We start from the raw sequence: 18,308 nt of genomic DNA, 5'->3' as shown, positions 1-18,308 counted from the left end.
TTTTTATTATTTTAAAGAAATGGGTTTATTAGAAACCTCCTAATTCTTGTTGTAATTCTTCTTGAGTTACTTTTTTGTATCCTTCTGGAACTGTAAAACATGTTGCAGATGGTACTTTATCAAAAGCTGTCGCTAACATAATTATTTTCCCTTTTTCGCTATTCACTTCAATTTCTAATGGAAAACCAGCTAATTTAATTTTGTCCTCTGCTTTACCTTGAGTTGCAATCGCTTCAGTAACATAAAAATTACTAGTTGTTCCTCCTGTCATTTTAACTACAGCTTTATAGCATTTGTATCCTAAAATTTCTTTAGTATCTTTTTTATCATAAGTAACAGATTCGGCATCTTTTAAAGATGCTACTTCCGAGTTTCCAAAACCTGCAGATTCACCAGTTACTTCGTATTTTTTACCCATCATGTCCATTAACATTCTAGAATCTTTTACATTAGTTTTGTCTAAAGTAATTGTTTTAATAGAAATCATTCCACCCATCATATCTATTTGAGTAGCTGAAGATTTTTCGTTAAATGAAATTTTAATAGTGTTCGTTCCCATTGCAGCCATTTCTTCATTATCCGGCATAGTCATTTCATAAGTTACTGCACCAGTTTTAGTTTGTGCGTAAAATTGAGTAGAGAAAATTGCGAATGCAACTAAGGCAATTTGTTTTAAGTTTTTCATGGTTTTTGGTTTAATTTTAAGAATTAGTATGCTGTTTTAGTAAAAAGTTACAATCTATCTTTTTTTTAGTTAAACAGATTTTTTATTTCGTATAAAAATATAAAAAATATTGTTAAATTTACATATATAATATTTTCTTTAACGATAATTTACAAAATGCGTTTACTAGTTGTTTGTTTTTTTATTACCAATTTAGTCTTTTCACAAAAGGATGTTTTTTCAATTGCAAGAAATGGTTCTGTAAATGAAATAAAAATACTTTTTGAGAAAAATCCAAACTGTGTAAATGAGGTAGATAAAAACGGATTTTCGCCATTAATTTTAGCGTCTTATCGAGGCAATTTTGAGGTGGCTAAATATTTAACTACAATTGTTAAAGATGTCAATTATCAATCACCTGAAGGAACTGCAGTAATGGCAGCAGTTATGAGAAATAATACAGAATTAATTCAATTGTTAATTGATAAAAAGGCTAATTTAGATGCGACAAGTAGAACGGGTGTAACAGCATTGATGCTAGCCATTCAATTCAAGAATATTGAAGTTATTAAGCTATTATTACAACATAATGCCGATAAATTATTGAAAGACAAAGAAGGTAGAACTGCTTTTGAATATGCAGTAAACACTAAGAATGATGCAATTATTCAACTCTTAAAAAATTAAAAAGAAATATTTATGAAAAAGAAAATTACTTTATTATTAATTTTTGCAACAGCATTTTTAAATGCACAACAAAAAACTACAGGTCAACTAAATTTTGTTCCAGGTTTATCGGCCGAATTAAATTTAAATGATGGCACTTCACTAGCCACTTTAGTTATGTCTGGTCCCTCAGATCGTTGGTTCGGTTTTAAATTGGGAAGTTTTGCAACGGCAATGTCTGCTGGTGTTGATGGAGTTTATTATAATGGGACAGGATTAACAGATGGTAATGGCGGAACGCTTAATACTGATGTTATACAAAATTGGACATTAGTTTCAAATGATGTAGTTGGCCTAATAAGAACTATTACCGCAACAAGACCATTTAATACGGGAGATGCAAATGATTTTACAATTAATTTTGCGAATACAGATATTGATGTAGCTGCTGCTCATGGTAATATACCAAATGATTATTCTATTGCTTATCATGGAGTCAATAAATCAAAATTTTTAGATACGCCTTTGAATATCCTTGGAGTTGAAGATTTTTCTTTAAAAGCAGCTACCTTATATCCGAATCCAAGTAATGGAAATTTTACTATTGCCACTAAAACATATTTAAATTCTGTTGATGTTTACAATATTAATGGTGCTTTTATTAAAACTTTTAAAGTAAATGATTCATCTGAAAACGTTGAGTTTACTATTGCAGGACTTCCAGTTGGAGTTTACTTTTTGGAACTTAAAAATGAAACAGAAAAATCTTGGAAAAAAGTTATTATCGAATAATAATCAAAAAAATAGTAATTTTACAAAGTCCCTTAATTTCGGGACTTTTTTAATATATGGCACTACTTAAAAAAATAAATAAGAAAGCAAAAGCCGAAAATAATACGGGATTTGGTTCCAATTCTCAAAATTATGGTGGTCGATTTATAAATAAGAACGGAAATGCAAATATCCAAAAAGTGGGTATTGGGTTTTTAGACAGTATAAGTTGGTATCATATTATGTTGAAAATACCACGTTGGAAATTCCTTTTTATCATCATCCTTTTTTACTTTACGGTGAATTTGTTTTTTGCAGCAATTTACTTGTTTATTGGTGTAGAAAATTTACGCGGCGTGGATTCAATTTCAAGAATAGATAAATTTGGAGAAGCTTTTTTCTTCAGTATACAAACTTTTACAACTGTTGGGTATGGACACATCAGTCCTTCTGGTTTTTTGGCTAGTTTTGTAGCTGCAGTTGAAGCTTTATCAGGTTTGTTAAGCTTTGCTATTGCTACCGGATTGTTTTATGGACGATTTAGTAAACCAAATGCCTATATTCAATTTTCAGAAAATGCTATAATTGCTCCTTATAAAGATGGTAAAGGGTTAATGTTAAGAATGGCGCCACATAAAAACACAAATTTGTATGAAGCTGAAGCATCTATTACCGTTGGAATTATGGTAGAAGAAAACGGAGTTTCTCTGAATAAATTTTATAGTTTACCTCTAGAAATGACAAGGATAAATTCGTTATCTTTAAGTTGGACATTAGTGCATCCAATTGATGAGGAAAGTCCATTGTATAATTTAAATGCAACAGATTATCAACGTACAATTGGAGAAGTATTAGTTTATGTGAAAGCTTTTGACGACATGTATAGCGCAACAGTAGTGAAACGAACTTCTTATACGTTTAGTGAAGTTGTTTATGGTGCGAAGTTTTTGCCGATGTATGATAAAAATGAATCGAATACCAAAACCATATTGCATTTAGATTATTTGAACAAATTTGTGAAAGTAGATATATAAAAATAAAGGCTATCTGAATTTAGATAGCCTTTTTAAATTAATAGAATTTGAATTATTTTTTGATGAAATTCTCCGCAAATTTTTTCCCTTCTTTAGTTTCAATACTTAAAATATAAAGACCTTCACTTAAATTTGAAACATCCATTTTTGTGAAATTGGAAGCTATTGTTTTAATTGTTTTTCCAGTCGCATCAATAATACGAACTACAGAAATATTAATAGTTTCAACATTTGCAATTGTTAAATAATCTGTTGATGGATTTGGATAAATTTTAATCTCTTTTCCATCAAATGAAGCGGCACTTAATGCAAAATTTCCTTCTATAACATTGATCGTTTGGTTTGGACTTGGATTTGGAATTACATCAACAGTTCCAGAAGGCCAAATTATTTTAATTTCTGTAATAGCAGTTGCTGTACCAATTCCGAAATGTGTATTTAAAGTACTCATAAATTCAAAACCTTCTCCACTTCTAACGTCTCTAATTTGTTTTCCCCAAGCTCCATAAATCTCTACACGTGCTCCAATACCATTTCTGTTACTTTGGATACCTTGTAAAGTGATTTTCACCCAGTTGTTTCCATTTGGAACAGCTCTATGTATGTTGCTTCCGTTTGTAATGTCAAGAAATCCATCGTTATTTAAATCTCCAATCGGACCAAGAGAAAATCCTGCAGGATAATTGGCTGCAGAAAATATATTATTTCCTTGATTAAACATGATTTTATTTCCACCAGACATAACATCAATAAATCCGTTATTGTCAAAATCATAAGCTACATAATCTCTGTTTGTAATTGAATTGATATCCCAGCCCGAACCTAATGTGATATTTGTAAAAGCTTCTTCAACACTATTTGATGTGTCTAAATTGTTTCTATACAATCTACTTTGTCCACTTCCACCATTTGAGCCTATTAAAATATCCATATCACCATCGTTATCAAAATCTGCTACAGCTGAAGACCAAGATTGAACAGGAGTATAGTTTATTTGTGCAAGCGCAGAAACATCTGTAAAAACACCATTTCCATCGTTTCTATGTAATTCACATGGCGGTCCAGAACATTTTGAAATAAACATATCTGAATCTCCATCATTGTCGTAATCTGTCCAAATTGAAGCGTAATTTCCTCCTATAGAAAGTGTACCTAATGAATAAGCACCAGATGTAACGCCAGATTGATAATGAGTAAAGGAAGTTCCATTATTTATGTAATAAACATTTGGAGCCACATCATGACATGAAAAAGCATCTAAATTTCCATCGTTATTAATGTCAATGAAGTTAGTTCTTTGACAAAAGATATATTCTGATGGGTTAATATTTGAATAAGCTGTTCCAGTATTATTTGATTGCCAAAAAGTTAAACCACTTGATCCTCCTAAAACTAAATCGTTAAAACCATCTCTATTATAATCACCAGCTGCTAAACTCCATGAAGGCATGTCACTTGTTCCCGTTATTGCAAAATCACTGTAGGTAAATGCTCCGCCAACACCTTGGTAATGTACTCTTAAGTTATTTGCACTTACTCCAACAATATCATCTTTGTTATCACCATTCATATCAACAATACAACTATTATATGTACTATTAACTGTTGCAATGGTTTGAGTTGTATAACTTATTGGTGTTGGAATTGGAGGAATATAAGTTGATTCTGTTAATTGAAATGTGAATCCATTTGCAGTCCATTTATTATCCCATGCAATGTAATATGTTGTACCTGCATTAGCTGTGAAACTTCCAACAGACGAGAAGTTTGCCCCTGAATCATCATCACCACCAACACAAGTTAGAGTTCCACAAATTCCAGAGTATACATGAAAACGTGTGTCGACTTTTGGGTTGTTTTGTGTAATATTTGAACTAACAGTTGTAGTGTAAGTTTGCGATGGTATATAAATATACCATTCACCTGTTGTGGCTCCTGCGCCATTTGCTGCACAAATAGGATTTGGTACTTGTGTTCCATTAACGGCAGTTACAACATGTAAACCAGCAGATATTGTTGGTGCACTTGCACAAGTGTCTTGTCCAAATGAAAAATAACTTGAAGCAAGTAAAAAAAGTAGAGTAGTAGTTTTTTTCATTTTATAATAGTAATTTAGTGTTTACATTTTTATTGACAAGGTTGTAAAGAATTGATCCATTGACCAATTAAATTTAATCCTTCTTCATGGATAATTGTTCTTCCGTGAAGAGGCATTCTGTAGGTTTCATTTGTTGTGTTTAATCGGTAATACATCATTGAACGATTTACGTTTCCTGGTGTAACAATTTTACTTAAAGCTGGTGCGAAATTTTGCATATCTTGTGTGTCTACACAAACTCCCATATTAGTTAAACCGTTAGTATTTCCGGTTTCGTTAAAAGCAAATCTCATAGGTCTGTAATCACAATGTTTACCATTTTGATGGCAATGTGCGCAATTAATATCCACATAAGATCGCGCTCTTTTTTCTAAAGATTTTGAAGAGTCGTTATAATCTATTGTCGTATTATTTTCGGTAGGTAAAGTGAAATTGTTTTCCAAGTATCCTTGCTCTATCCATTTGGTTAATTGGTTTTGAGAAGAAGTTCCGTAAGTGTAATTGAAATTTAAATTTTGAGGTTTTATTCCGATTGGAATATGAATCGTTTGTAAATTTCCATTTACATTTTCTGTGCTTTTATGGCAAATGATACATTGAACTTCTGAAGGTATTCTGTAGTCTGTAGTTTTTATTACGTTGTTCTCATTTTTCCAAGAAATATTTACAAAACTCCCATTTAAATCTAAATATGCTTCCGTTTGTGCGTCGTTCCAAACATAATCGGCAAAAATCCAACCTGTTTGTTTTCGAATCATAATTCGGGTTTCTAAAATTCGAGTAGTATTATTTGGTTGAACATTTTCGTAATAAAAGGTTTTGATTAGCGCTGCACCAACAGGTAATTCTAAAACATTTGAATCACCATTAAATGTAGCTTTTACACCTATTGGCATCCATACAAATCTTTTTTTATGTGCATAATCTGTAAATAAAGAACTTGCAGGAGCATAAGGAATTACATTTAAAGAAGGTATTTGGTTTTTTATATCACCTTCAAAAAAATGATAATCGGAAAGTTTTGGATAAGGAACCTGAGTTAAATCAACTTTAACGGGTGAAGTTGGGATTTCAGTATAATCTTGTTTACTGTCGTCATTATTACATGAAAATAATAAAAACAGGTTGCAAAATATCAGTGTAGTTAGTATTTTTTTACGCATTTAATATTTTTTTTACTAAAATAGTGAAAAAAATATTAATAATAAGAAAATTTGTTGTAAAAATTATTCAGTCAATTCAATTTCTAAGCGGTCTATCTTTTTTTCATTTTTTTTATCAACCTTCATTATTATTTCTCGTTCATTAAAAATATAAATTGGAACACCAGGATTATAAACATAATCATATCCATTAGTATCGTTGACTTCAAAAACCATATTTTTTGCAAATTCTTTTAAACTTTTGTCTTTTGGAGCTAGTTTTTTAAAAACATCTGCAACTAATTCTTTTGTGTCTTTGGGATCAATACTCATATTTCTGTAAAAAACACATCTTGAATTTTCCTCATCAACTTCATCAAAATATAAAGTGGAAATAGCTTTTATTGGTTTTCCACCAAATGGATTTGGTAATTCTTCTTCATAAACTAATTCTTTTTCGGTATTAAATTCTGCACCAAAAGGATAATGGAACATTTGAATATCTTTTGTTAAATACGTTTCAATACCTTCTTTAGAATTATAGATATCAAAAAGTTGTTGCATGCCTTTTTTTATCTCTGAATCTTTGTCGTCAGGAAATAATTTCATTAATTCTGACGTCATTTCTTTCATTTTTTTTGAAATTTCTTCCCAATTTTCAACGCCTGTGAAATCGCCAACTTCTGAAGTAGTATAAATGATTTCTATATCTTTTAATTTTGAAAAGGCATTTGATAATGGCCCAGGTAAATTAAAAGTTTTAGTTGCGTCAATTTTATAGCTCCACTTTATTTTATAACTCGTAGCTGTAGAGTCTAATACAGTAAAAGTGGCATCGTAAATTATAGAGTCATTTTTTACAATTTTATCATCTTTCCATTTTTCTTCAAATTTTTTGACTTTAAATTTATAAACATCTCCTTTTGACCAATAGGAAATGAAAGGGATTTTCAATGAATCTTTCTTTTCTTGAGCATAGAAAGAAGTTGAAAATGCCATTAGAAATAGGATGTATAAGTTGAATTGTAGGGATTTCATTTATTTTAAATTAAGTACAACATTAAAGTTTTTTAATTTATCTAAGGCGTCTAGTGATGAAAAATCTAAAGTTATTTCCTCTTGTAGATATTCTTTTTTGGCAGCAATTCTATTTATACTTTCGTAAAAACGACGGACTTCTTCTAAATTTGATAAAACTAATTTTGGAACTTGAACATTTTCGCCTTTATCATTCTTGGCAACCATCGTAAAATAACTAGAATTAGTGTGTTTCACTTTACCAGTTTGAATGTTTTGCGAAGTCACTCGAATTCCAACTACCATAGAACTATTTCCAACATAGTTTACGCAAGCTTTTAAGGTAACTAATTCGCCAATTTCTACTGGATTTAAAAAGTTTACGGTATCAACAGAAGCTGTTACACAATAACTTCCACAATATTTGGAAGCGCAAGCAAACGCAATTTGATCCATCAAACTCAACAAATAGCCACCGTGAATTTTTCCACTAAAATTGCTATGAGAAGGCAACATTAATTCCGATAATGTGATTTTTGAAGCGGAAACAGTATTGGTTTTATTCATTATTTGACATTAAAATAAGGTGATTTTTCTGGAGTAACTTTGGTGATGTAATAATTGGTTTCGCCCCACCATGAAAAGGTTCCATAGCGTTCGATATATTCAATTTTTACGAATTTTCCTTGATTCAGTTTCATTTGTTCAATTACTTCTGGCTTATTGTCCATAACCGAAAAAGCAAATTTTTGAGAGCCTGAAAGTCCTTGACTTAATTCGCCTTCCCAAGTTTTAAAAATATATCCTTTATGACTAAATTTAATTAATTCGCCAGTTCTAATTCCGTCACTAAAAGTAGCGTAATATAAAGCGGCGATGTACGCTGAAGCAGCTAAAACTATAGCTAATATTCCATACACTAAAATCTTTCGTATTATAGTCATATTGTTCGGTTTTTAATCTGAGTTAGTTTTCAGATTCAGTTAGTAATTCTTCGTTGTTTTCGGCTCTTTTTAAAATGGCTTCCGGTAAAGCTTTTTTCGCTTTAGCCCCCATTTTTTTTAATTTTTCTGCACTTGTCACTAAGTTTCCTTTTCCTTCTGTCAACTTATTCATAGCTGCACCATATTCTGTTTTGGCTTCTTCCATTTTTTTACCAACTTTAATTAAATCGGTAACAAAACCTTCAAATTTATCATATAATGCTCCAGCTTGACGTGCAATTTCAATCGCATTTTCTTGTTGCTTTTGATTTGTCCACATACTGTCAATGGTACGTAAAGTCGCCAAAAGAGTAGAAGGTGTCACAATCACAATATTTTTTTCAAATGCTTTGTTGTATAAATTTAAATCTTCTTGTAAAGCTAAAGCAAAAGCGGGTTCAATTGGAATAAATAACAATACAAAATCCGGACTTTCCATATGGTAAATGTCTTGATAACGTTTGTCGCTCAATTGCTCCACATGACGTTTTACAGAATTTACATGTTCTTTTAAATAGATGTTTTGTTGCACATCGTCTTCTTCATTTACATATCTTTCATAAGCCGTTAACGAAACTTTACTATCTACAATCATCTTTTTTCCATCCGGTAAATTGATAATCACATCGGGTAAAATTCTGGTTCCTTCTTCGTTAGTAAATGATTGTTGTACTTCGTATTCGCGCCCTTTTTCTAATCCAGATTTTTCTAAAACACGTTCTAAAACCAATTCACCCCAATTTCCTTGCATTTTACTATCGCCTTTTAAAGCTTTAGTTAGGTTGATGGTTTCTTTACTCATTTGCGCATTCATTTCGCGTAAGCCCAATATTTGCTGACGTAAAGCAGCATGATAATCAATACTTTCTTTATGAGTATCTTCTACTTTTTTCTCAAAATGTAGAATTTTATCTTGTAAAGGCGATAAAATATTTTTTAAGTTTTCTTTATTTTGTTCGGTGAATTTCTGTGTTTTTTCTTCTAGAATTTTATTTGCTAAGTTTTCAAATTCTTTGCTGAATTTCTCTTGCAGTTCGTTTACTTCTTGTTTTTGTTCTTTATTTCTTTCCAATAAATTATCGAAATCATTTTCTTTTTTCGCTAATAAAATGGCAAATTCTTCTTTTTCAGCTTGTACTTTTTGTTTTTCGATTTGTACATTCTGAAGTGTGATTTTTAATTCGGAAAGTTGATTGTTTTGTGAAGTTAATTGTCCGTCTAAGTTGCTTTTTTCAGCATTAGATTGGGTTTTTGAAAGCAGTTTGCCAATGTAAAAACCAATGGCTAACGAAACTAAAATGGCGAATACTAAGAGAATGGATGTGTTCATTTTTGGGATATAATTTTATAAAAAGTAAAAATAGTATTTTTTTTAAAACCAAATGCAGATTAAAAAATAAAAGTACATAGTCATATAGAATTTTGATGTTTGTAAAGTCATTTTCTTCCATATGGAAACACATTTGTTATAAAAGTTCCCGATACGTATTATCAAGTTCCCGATACGTTTTATCAAGTTCCCGATGCATATTATCAAGTTCCCGATAATTATTATCTGATTTTTAAACAGTTAATCAAATAATAGTTAACTTTTAATGCTTAATTTTTGATTTTTTTATGTGTCTATGTGATTAAAAACTATTTTTGCACCATGAAAATACACCAGCATTTTATTTTACACAAGCCACACGGATTTATCTCTCAATTTATTTACGAACTAAAACGTAACAAACGAAAATTGGGTGAATTATACGATTTTCCGGAAGGAACTATGGCGATTGGTCGTTTAGATGAAGATTCAGAAGGCTTGTTATTACTGACAACTGACGGAATGATGAGTGAGTTAGTCCGAAGTAAAAAAGTAGAAAAAGAATATTATGCGCAAGTCGATGGAATTATTACCGAAGAAGCTGTCGAACAATTAAAAAATGGTGTAGAAATCGGTTTTCACGGTAAAAAATACATCACTAAAAAATGTGATGCGAAGTTAATTCCAGTTCCAACACATATTGGTGAAGGTAGAAGAATTAGAGATGAACGTCATGGTCCAACGAGTTGGGTTTCGATAACTTTAACCGAAGGGAAATTCCGTCAAGTACGAAAAATGACTTCTGCTGTTGGTTTTCCAACTTTACGATTAATCCGAGTTCGTGTTGGAAATATTGAAATGGGAGATTTAAAAGCGGGTGAAGTGAAGGAGATTTTTAAAGAGAATTTTGATAGGATTTTGGAGTAGATTTTACCATTAAGACATTAAGTAAATTAAGATTTTAAAATCAGCTAAACTATTCTTAATCTCTTAATGGTGAGTTTTCTATTTCACAATAAACTTACCATAAATTTTATCAAAAACGATATGTTCGTCTTTAAATAAGGTATTGAAAACACCTTTTTCTATTAAATTACATGGTTGGTCTTGCACGCAGAAATCTTCAGTCATTACAATCATTTCGTCACTCAATTGAATCGCCAAATCGATATCATGTGTCGAAAATAAAATGCATTTATTGTTTTCGTTGGCTAATTTCTTCAACAATTTAAAAACCGCCACTTTATGAAATAAATCTAAATGAGTTGTTGGTTCATCTAAAATAATTAGCGGTGTATCTTGTGCTAAAGCTCTTGCAATCATCACTTTTTGTAATTGACCATCGCTAATTTCTCTATATTTTTTATATTGTAAATGACTAATATTTGTGATTTTTATCGCTTCTTCAATATGATTCAAATCGGTTTCTGTTAAGTTTCCCATCCAATTCGTATAAGGATGTCGACCTAAAGCAATTAATTCCGAAACCGTTAAATTACTGGCTGGTAATTTTTCAGTCGTAACAATGCTTAAATTTTGCGCTAGAGTTTCTGGAGAATACTCCGCTATTTTTTTATCAGAAAGAAAAACTTCGCCTTCCAATGCTGGAATAATGGAAGTGATGGTTTTTAATAAAGTCGACTTACCAATTCCGTTTCCTCCAATTAAAGTAATTAATTTTCCGGCTTCTAATTCAATATTAATAGTAGAAGCAATTTGAATATTACCTTTTTTAGAAGTATATCCGATGTTTAGATTTTTAGTATGTAAGACTTTATTTTTCATTGACATATTGGCAAATTGACACATTAAATTTATCTAATTCCTTTCTTTCTAATAATTAACCAAATCACTACTGGCGCACCTAAAATAGAGGTAATCGCATTAATTGGAATAGTAAAATCTTGATTCGGCATTTGCGAAATGGTATCACAAACTAACATCGTTATGCCGCCTAAAAGCAACGTGGCTACAAAAAGTGTTTTATGCTGACTCGTTTGAAAAATCAACTTCGCCATATGCGGAATCGCTAATCCAACAAAAGCAATTGGCCCCACAAATGCAGTAATAGTTCCTGCTAAAATACTGGTGGCAATAATACTGATATTTCGGGTTCTTTTAATGGAGATTCCTAAACTTCTCGCGTAATTTTCACCTAATAATAATCCATCTAAAGGTTTGATAATCGTAAAACTTAAAAGTAAACCTATCGAAACTACAATTGTTAATAAATACACTTGATTTTGGTTCAAATTCCCTAAACTTCCTAAGGTCCAAAAGGTGAATTTTTGTAATTGTTCGGCACTCGAAAAAGAAGTTAAAACATTAATAATCGCACTTGTTAAACTACTAAACATCAATCCGACAATTAAAATCGACATCGTATCTTTTAATTTTGAAGCCACAAAGAAAACCAATAATAAAACTAAAAAACTTCCGAAGAAAGCACCAATTAATATTCCGTAATCATTCACTAATAAATCTGCAACAAATGTTGGCAGCAAGAAAGAACCCATAATCACAATGGCTACACCTAAACTCGCACCAGAACTTAAACCTAAAACATAAGGTCCAGCTAATGGATTTCGAAATAAAGTTTGCATAATTAAACCAGAAATACTCAATCCAACACCAGTTAAAATGGCAACAATAGCTTTTGGAAATCTGTAATCTAAAACGATATAAGTCCAAGTGTGTTTTTCATGGTTTTGATTTAGTAAAATTTCGCATACATCTCCAAATGGAATTAATACATTTCCTAAAGCTAAATTAGCCAGAAAAGCTAAGATAAGTAAGGAAAATAATCCTATAAAAAGCGAGCTATTTTTAAACGTTTTTTGCATTTATTTGATTTTTGTGGCAAAAGTAAATTCGTAGTTTTTCATCAATTCTGGATGTAAAATTTTTATAAAATCTTTCAAAACTAAATCAGGACGAGATGTACTTTGTTCGTAATAAATAACGCCACTTGTTTTTCCCTTCTTAACTTCAAAACTATATACTTCTCCTTTTTTAAAGGCATCGAAAGCGGCATAATTTGGGTTGGTAGTTTTCATGTTATTTAAAGAACTGAAACTGCTTGTTATCCATTTATCTGCGGCGTGAGCGGTTTCTAAAACTTTTTCAAAACCTAAAGGCGTACTTCCAGTTCCTTTCGTTTGTTTCCATAAATAATCGCCTTTTGCCTCCTTCATATAATACGCCAACCAACTATTTCCATTAGGAACAAACCATTGATCTTGATACAACGAGCCTAAAAATATGGAAGGTTGTTTCTTTATATTTTGAACTAAAGCTAGGGTTTCGTTATAATTTTTTTCAATCGAATTAAAAATGTCATCTGCTTCTTTTTCTTTTCCGAATAAAGCGCCATATAATTTAATCCATTCTGCTTTTCCAAGTGGGGTTTGTTCCATCCAATCCGCTTGAATGACAATTTTGATTCCGTTTCGTTCTAAGTTTTTTAAGGTTGGATTCACATTATCGACACAAAAAGAAACTAAAACATCAGGATTTAATTCTATGATTTTTTCAATATTCAAACTTTCATTTTGCCCTACATTTACTATCTTTTTTTGCTCAATTAAAGCTCTTGTTTTTTCTGACGAAATGTAATCGGTATGAGGAAATCCAATTAATTTTTCTTCCACTCCTAATTGCTCTAAAAATGGAATGATAGTCGTAGAAGTAACTATAGAATTTTTTAGAGGAACGTCAATAACTGGAAATTTTGAATAAGTACTTGGGATTTTACTATTATTTTTTCTTAAAACATAAGTAAACGTTTCTTTAGCATTCGGCCAAGGATTTGAAACTTTTACGATTGTAAAATCTTTTCCTTCTTCAATAGATAAACTTTTAGCATACTTGATGTTGTTTCTTTGAAGTTCAATTTCATTAGCAGAAGTTTCTTTCTTGCAATTAAATAGGAATAAAGATAAAAAGGTAAAAATAAATAAGTAAAAGCGATTCATTGTTGTTGTTTTTGCAAATGTATAAAAAAAATGAGGGTTTAATTTTTGAAATTCGTAAAAATACTATCTTTACGAAGTGATTAGATCTTAAAAATATTTTCATTAAAATTGGAAAGCCTTTTTGATCTTACAAACCTATAAAATTATAAGAATGATATATTTAATTACTGGTGGAGAACGTTCTGGAAAAAGTAGTTATGCTCAAAATGTAGCATTGGAACTTTCAAAAAACCCAATGTATGTGGCTACAGCCCGAAAATGGGATGGCGATTTTCAGAAAAGAATCGACAGACATCAGAGTGAAAGAGATGAAAATTGGACTAACATTGAAGAAGAAAAAAACTTGTCTCAAATTGATTTTAAAGGAAGAGTTGCCATTATAGATTGCGTCACTTTATGGTTAACGAACTTTTTTGTAGATACGAAAAATGACGTGGAACTTTCTTTAGAATTGGCTAAAGCCGAAATTGAAAAGTTAGCTTTAATGGAAGACACAACGATACTAATCATCACAAATGAAATCGGAATGGGCGTTCACGCAGAAACGCATATTGGTAGAAAATTTGTAGAATTACAAGGTTGGGTCAATCAGTTTATAGCCAAAAAAGCAGATAAAGTAACTTTTATGGTTTCTGGTTTACCGATGCAAGTTAAATAAGATGAGAGTATTAAGTTCTTGGAGTGGTGGAAAAGACAGTTGTTTCGCCTTAATGAAAGCAGCTGAACAAGGATTAAAACCGACAGTTTTGCTAAACATGATGAATGAAAACGGAAAAGTTTCGCGTTCACATGGTATTCCGTTGTCGATTTTAGAACAACAAGCCAAACAAATTGGTGTACCTTTAGTAGCAGTTCCGGCATCTTGGAATGAGTATGAAAAAAATTATATTGCGATTTTACACGAGATTAAAAAACAATACGAAATTAAAGGTGTTGTTTTTGGTGATATCGATTTAGAGCCACACCGAGAATGGGAAGAAAAGGTTTGTAATGCGGCAGAATTGAAAGCTTTTTTACCCTTATGGCAACAAGATAGAATGGAGTTGGTTTTTCAAATGATTGATGCTGGAATTGAAACCATGATCGTTTCGTGTAATGTAGAAATGGGCGAAGACTATTTAGGTAAAATCGTAACCAAAGAATTAGCACTCGAATTGCAGCAAAAAGGGATTGATGCTTGTGGCGAAAATGGAGAATATCATACTTTAGTGATCAATTGTCCGATATTTAAAAATAAGATTGAATTGCCAAAATTTACCAAGAAAACATACGATAATTATTGCTTTTTAATTTGGGAAGAATAAATGATGAGTTTACACGAAATTATGAAACAAAGAAGAGATACGCGTCATTTTACAACGGATGAAGTACCTCAAGAAGTTTTAGATAAAGCCATTTTAGCAGGACATTTTGCGCCAAGTGTTGGATTGACAAATGCGACCAGATTTTATATTGTTCGAAAAGCAGAAATTAAATCTGAAATAAAAAATATATTTCAAAATTATCACGAGAAAGCCGCTAATTTAACGGATTCTCCATCTCAAAAAGAAAAATATTTACAACTAAAGTTAGAAGCCATTGAAGAAGCGCCAATCGGATTGATAATTGCCTACGACAGAAGTGTTTTAGATACTTTCACCATTGGAACTGTTGGTAGCAACGAATCCATAAAATACAGTGCGGTTTGTGCGGCACAAAATGTTTGGTTGTCTTTAACTGAACAAGGTTTTTCGATGGGTTGGGTTTCTATTTTAAATCATTACGATTTTAAAAACCTATTAAATTTTCCAGAGTATATTGAACCTATTGGCTATTTCTGTGTGGGAAAACCCGCTACAAATTACGATAATCAACCCATGTTACAACAATTAAAATGGAATGAAAAAACCGTTTTACCAGTTGTGACTGAAATTGAAAATACAATTATAAAAAAAGAAATACATTTTGAAAACGAAATCACAGAAACAAGTGCTTCAAAAATTTCAAGCGAAATCATCCAAAAAAAAATAGATACTAAAACCAAACCATTAGGTGCATTAGGAAAGCTAGAAACTATTGCGCATCAAATTGCAACGATTCAACAAACGTTAGAAATACAAATCACAAAACCCACTTTAGTCGTTTTTGCAGCTGATCACGGAATTGCCAATCACGGAGTAAGTGCCTATCCGCAAGAAGTAACCCGTCAAATGGTAGAAAATTTTCTAACAGAAGGCGCAGCAATTAACGTGTTTTGCAAACAAAATAACATTGATTTAAAAATTGTAGATGCTGGTGTCAACTACGATTTTCCAAAAATTGAAAAATTAATTGATAAAAAAGTAGCGAAAGGTACACAATCGTTTTTGCAAACTCCAGCGATGAGTTTACAAGAATTGCATTTAGCGTTTCAATTCGGTAAAGAAATTACGGAACAAATTGCCAATTCAGGAACAAATTGTATTGGTTTTGGAGAAATGGGAATTGGAAATACTTCTTCGGCTTCGGTTTTAATGTCGGTTTTAACCCAAATTCCAATTGCAGATTGTGTTGGAAAAGGAACTGGAGTTGATATTGAAAAATATAATAGGAAAGTCCAACTTTTGTCGGATGCAATTTCGACTCATAACATCACTAATTTTGAGGAAACTATAGCTTGTTTTGGAGGTTTTGAAATCATACAAATGGCTGGAGCGATGTTAGAAGCAAACAATAAAAACATGCTTATTTTAGTGGACGGATTTATTGCGACTGTCAGTTATTTAATCGCATCAATCAAAAATCCTGAAATAAAAAAGAACGCGATTTTTTGTCATTGTTCTTCTGAAAAGGCACATATCACCTTATTAAATTATTTAAATGCAGAACCACTTATTAATTTAGAAATGCGCTTGGGTGAAGGAAGTGGAGTAGCAGTTGCTTTTCCAATTGTACATTCCGCCGTTGCCTTTTTTAACGAAATGGCAAGTTTTGAAAGTGCCGGAGTAAGTAATAAATAGAAGAGCCAAGTAAAAGGAGCCAAGTAAAAAGTTAAAAGAGTCAAGTAAAAAGTAAAAGAAATACTTTGCGAGCCTTGCGAAAAACTTTGCGTTCTTTGCGGTTAAATATAAAAAACATGAAAAAACAATTAGATATATTTTTTACAGCTTTAATGTTTTACACAAGAATTCCTTGTCCTAAAAACATTACACACGATCCAACGTATCTAAACAAAGCCACCAGATATTTTCCTTTAATTGGATATATAGTAGGTGGAATTGGCGCAATAGTTTTCGCCCTTTCTTATAAAATATTTTATTTAGAATTAGCTATTCTTTTTAGTTTGTTGGCTAATGTTTTAACAACTGGTGCGTTTCATGAAGACGGTTTCGCAGATGTTTGCGACGGTTTTGGTGGCGGTTGGACAAAAGAAAAAATCCTAAAAATAATGAAAGACAGCGCCATTGGTGCTTATGGTGCGATTGGTTTAGTATTGTTATTTGCAATTAAGTTTTTCGCTTTGAAAATGGTGCTAAATGAATTTATAACTCATCCTTACATTCAAGATGATATTGTTTTTGTTTCATTTTTATTCTTTATCGTAACACATTCTCTTTCAAGATTAACCGCAATATCTATTATTTTCACAACGGATTATGTTCGTGAAGATGAATTATCTAAAAGCAAACCCATCGCTAAACAAAATACTTGGAAAGAAATTGTTGGAGCATTTGTTTTTGGGTTAATTCCTTTTTTAAAATTAATTTCTATTTCTTGGTGTTTTCTTTATTTATTGATACCATTAATTTTGACAAATGTTTCACTAACACGTTATTTTAAAAAATGGATTGGCGGTTACACAGGAGATTGTTTAGGCGCCACGCAACAAATTGCAGAAGTAGTATTTTATTTATCATTTATAGCATTATGGAAATTTATTTAGTTCGTCATACGGAAACTATTTGTGAAAAAGGGATTTGTTACGGTCAAGCCGATGTGGATATCAAAGAACCATATTTAGATATTTTTCAAGAAATAAAAGCACAACTTCCTATTGATGCTAGTGTGTATTCTAGTCCATTACTAAGATGTAAAAAAATGGCTGAATTTATTTCTGACAATATCATTTTAGATAAACGCTTAATGGAAATGAATTTCGGAAATTGGGAATTGCAGCCTTGGAACGATATTCCACAAGAAGAAATCAAACCTTGGATGGATAATTTTGTTACCGTTCGCGTTCCTAATGGCGAATCCTTTGAAGATTTACATGAACGTGTAGGTGAATTTTATTCCGAATTACTTCAAAAAAAAGTAGCTAAAATTATTGTTATTTGTCATGCTGGCAGTATAAGAAGCATTTTATCTCGTTATCATAAAACCAATCTTGTGGATGCTTTTTCTTTGTATTCTGTAAATTATGGTGAAGTTTTTCGTTTGGAATTATAAGTAAAAATAGGAATTGTTGAATTTATTCGTATTTTTGACCTCGAATTATGGTTGGATTTTGCGTTTTTCGTAAAATTCATTAAAAGGGAATCAGGTTAAAAACCTGAGCTGTACCCGCAACTGTATGCTAATAAGGTTATTGTTACTACAAATCCACTGAGTTTGCTGAATTTTTTTCAGCATCTTGGGAAGGAAAACAATAATACGCAAGCCAGGAGACCTGCCTCAATTCATTGTATCAAG

19 protein-coding genes and 1 riboswitch are annotated in these 18,308 nt (G+C 31.4%); of the genes, 9 read left to right on the top strand and 10 right to left on the bottom strand.

Annotation, left to right across the window (positions count from 1 at the left end):
- Positions 1-28 precede the first annotated feature (28 nt).
- Positions 29-685, bottom strand: a complete 657-nt coding sequence (locus UEQ13_RS12470) for a hypothetical protein (protein WP_329806672.1) — start codon at positions 683-685, stop codon at positions 29-31.
- A gap of 156 nt (positions 686-841) precedes the next feature.
- Here UEQ13_RS12470 and UEQ13_RS12465 point away from each other — a divergent pair, with 156 nt between their 5' ends.
- Genes UEQ13_RS12465 through UEQ13_RS12455 form a run of 3 tightly spaced genes read left to right on the top strand, consistent with a single transcriptional unit; the run spans position 842 to position 3,135 of the window.
- Positions 842-1,351: an ankyrin repeat domain-containing protein gene (locus UEQ13_RS12465; protein ID WP_329806671.1), complete on the top strand. Its 510-nt coding sequence runs from the start codon at positions 842-844 to the stop codon at positions 1,349-1,351.
- A gap of 12 nt (positions 1,352-1,363) precedes the next feature.
- Positions 1,364-2,122 carry a T9SS type A sorting domain-containing protein gene (locus tag UEQ13_RS12460; RefSeq protein ID WP_329806670.1) on the top strand — a complete coding sequence of 253 codons (759 nt, stop codon included), beginning with the start codon at positions 1,364-1,366 and terminating at the stop codon, positions 2,120-2,122.
- Positions 2,123-2,178: 56 nt separating this feature from the next.
- On the top strand, positions 2,179-3,135 hold the full coding sequence (locus UEQ13_RS12455; RefSeq protein WP_329806669.1) for an ion channel: 957 nt from the start codon (positions 2,179-2,181) through the stop codon (positions 3,133-3,135).
- A gap of 52 nt (positions 3,136-3,187) precedes the next feature.
- Here UEQ13_RS12455 and UEQ13_RS12450 read toward each other — a convergent pair whose 3' ends face one another.
- From UEQ13_RS12450 to rmuC, 6 genes are all read right to left on the bottom strand, one after another.
- On the bottom strand, positions 3,188-5,233 hold the full coding sequence (locus tag UEQ13_RS12450; protein ID WP_329806668.1) for an FG-GAP-like repeat-containing protein: 2,046 nt from the start codon (positions 5,231-5,233) through the stop codon (positions 3,188-3,190).
- Between the two features lie 29 nt (positions 5,234-5,262).
- Complete coding sequence (locus UEQ13_RS12445; RefSeq protein WP_329806667.1) at positions 5,263-6,396, bottom strand: hypothetical protein; 1,134 nt, start codon at positions 6,394-6,396, stop codon at positions 5,263-5,265.
- Between the two features lie 63 nt (positions 6,397-6,459).
- Entirely contained in the window at positions 6,460-7,413 is a 954-nt protein-coding gene (locus tag UEQ13_RS12440) for a hypothetical protein (RefSeq protein ID WP_329806666.1), read from the bottom strand.
- Positions 7,414-7,959 carry an acyl-CoA thioesterase gene (locus tag UEQ13_RS12435; RefSeq protein ID WP_329806665.1) on the bottom strand — a complete coding sequence of 182 codons (546 nt, stop codon included), beginning with the start codon at positions 7,957-7,959 and terminating at the stop codon, positions 7,414-7,416.
- Entirely contained in the window at positions 7,959-8,336 is a 378-nt protein-coding gene (locus tag UEQ13_RS12430) for a 6-phosphogluconate dehydrogenase (RefSeq protein WP_407934658.1), read from the bottom strand. Before UEQ13_RS12430 ends, UEQ13_RS12435 begins: the two co-directional genes overlap by 1 nt.
- Before the next feature lie 22 nt (positions 8,337-8,358).
- Positions 8,359-9,705, bottom strand: a complete 1,347-nt coding sequence (gene rmuC / locus UEQ13_RS12425; RefSeq protein ID WP_329806664.1) for a DNA recombination protein RmuC — start codon at positions 9,703-9,705, stop codon at positions 8,359-8,361.
- 321 nt (positions 9,706-10,026) lie between these two features.
- On the opposite strand from rmuC, the gene UEQ13_RS12420 reads away from it, so the two are divergent.
- Positions 10,027-10,611, top strand: a complete 585-nt coding sequence (locus tag UEQ13_RS12420; RefSeq protein WP_329806663.1) for a pseudouridine synthase — start codon at positions 10,027-10,029, stop codon at positions 10,609-10,611.
- Positions 10,612-10,689: 78 nt separating this feature from the next.
- On the opposite strand, the gene UEQ13_RS12415 is transcribed toward UEQ13_RS12420, so the two are convergent.
- From UEQ13_RS12415 to UEQ13_RS12405, 3 genes are read right to left on the bottom strand one after another with little or no spacing between them, the layout of a single operon-like run.
- Positions 10,690-11,469, bottom strand: a complete 780-nt coding sequence (locus UEQ13_RS12415; protein WP_329806662.1) for an ABC transporter ATP-binding protein — start codon at positions 11,467-11,469, stop codon at positions 10,690-10,692.
- A gap of 29 nt (positions 11,470-11,498) precedes the next feature.
- Entirely contained in the window at positions 11,499-12,527 is a 1,029-nt protein-coding gene (locus UEQ13_RS12410; RefSeq protein ID WP_329806661.1) for an iron ABC transporter permease, read from the bottom strand.
- Positions 12,528-13,658, bottom strand: coding sequence for an ABC transporter substrate-binding protein (locus UEQ13_RS12405; protein WP_329806660.1), 1,131 nt, complete (start codon positions 13,656-13,658; stop codon positions 12,528-12,530).
- Positions 13,659-13,809: 151 nt separating this feature from the next.
- On the opposite strand from UEQ13_RS12405, the gene UEQ13_RS12400 reads away from it, so the two are divergent.
- From UEQ13_RS12400 to UEQ13_RS12380, 5 genes are all read left to right on the top strand, one after another.
- The gene (locus tag UEQ13_RS12400) at positions 13,810-14,316 is read left to right on the top strand and encodes a bifunctional adenosylcobinamide kinase/adenosylcobinamide-phosphate guanylyltransferase (protein ID WP_329806659.1); all 507 of its coding nucleotides are present in this window, start codon (positions 13,810-13,812) and stop codon (positions 14,314-14,316) included.
- Position 14,317: 1 nt separating this feature from the next.
- Complete coding sequence (locus tag UEQ13_RS12395) at positions 14,318-14,962, top strand: Dph6-related ATP pyrophosphatase (protein WP_329806658.1); 645 nt, start codon at positions 14,318-14,320, stop codon at positions 14,960-14,962.
- Between the two features lie 21 nt (positions 14,963-14,983).
- Positions 14,984-16,636 (top strand): nicotinate-nucleotide--dimethylbenzimidazole phosphoribosyltransferase, encoded by a 1,653-nt coding sequence (gene cobT, locus UEQ13_RS12390; protein WP_329806657.1) that lies wholly within the window; start codon positions 14,984-14,986, stop codon positions 16,634-16,636.
- A 116-nt stretch (positions 16,637-16,752) separates the two neighbouring features.
- Positions 16,753-17,559 (top strand): adenosylcobinamide-GDP ribazoletransferase, encoded by an 807-nt coding sequence (locus UEQ13_RS12385; protein WP_329806656.1) that lies wholly within the window; start codon positions 16,753-16,755, stop codon positions 17,557-17,559.
- Entirely contained in the window at positions 17,544-18,065 is a 522-nt protein-coding gene (locus tag UEQ13_RS12380; protein ID WP_329806655.1) for a histidine phosphatase family protein, read from the top strand. The genes UEQ13_RS12385 and UEQ13_RS12380 overlap by 16 nt, the downstream gene beginning before the upstream one ends.
- Before the next feature lie 31 nt (positions 18,066-18,096).
- Positions 18,097-18,307: riboswitch (cobalamin riboswitch) on the top strand.
- The last annotated feature ends 1 nt before the right edge of the window (position 18,308 follow it).

Source organism: Flavobacterium facile (assembly GCF_036321945.1).
Taxonomy (GTDB): domain Bacteria; phylum Bacteroidota; class Bacteroidia; order Flavobacteriales; family Flavobacteriaceae; genus Flavobacterium; species Flavobacterium facile.
This window is presented reverse-complemented; position numbering and strand designations above follow the sequence as displayed.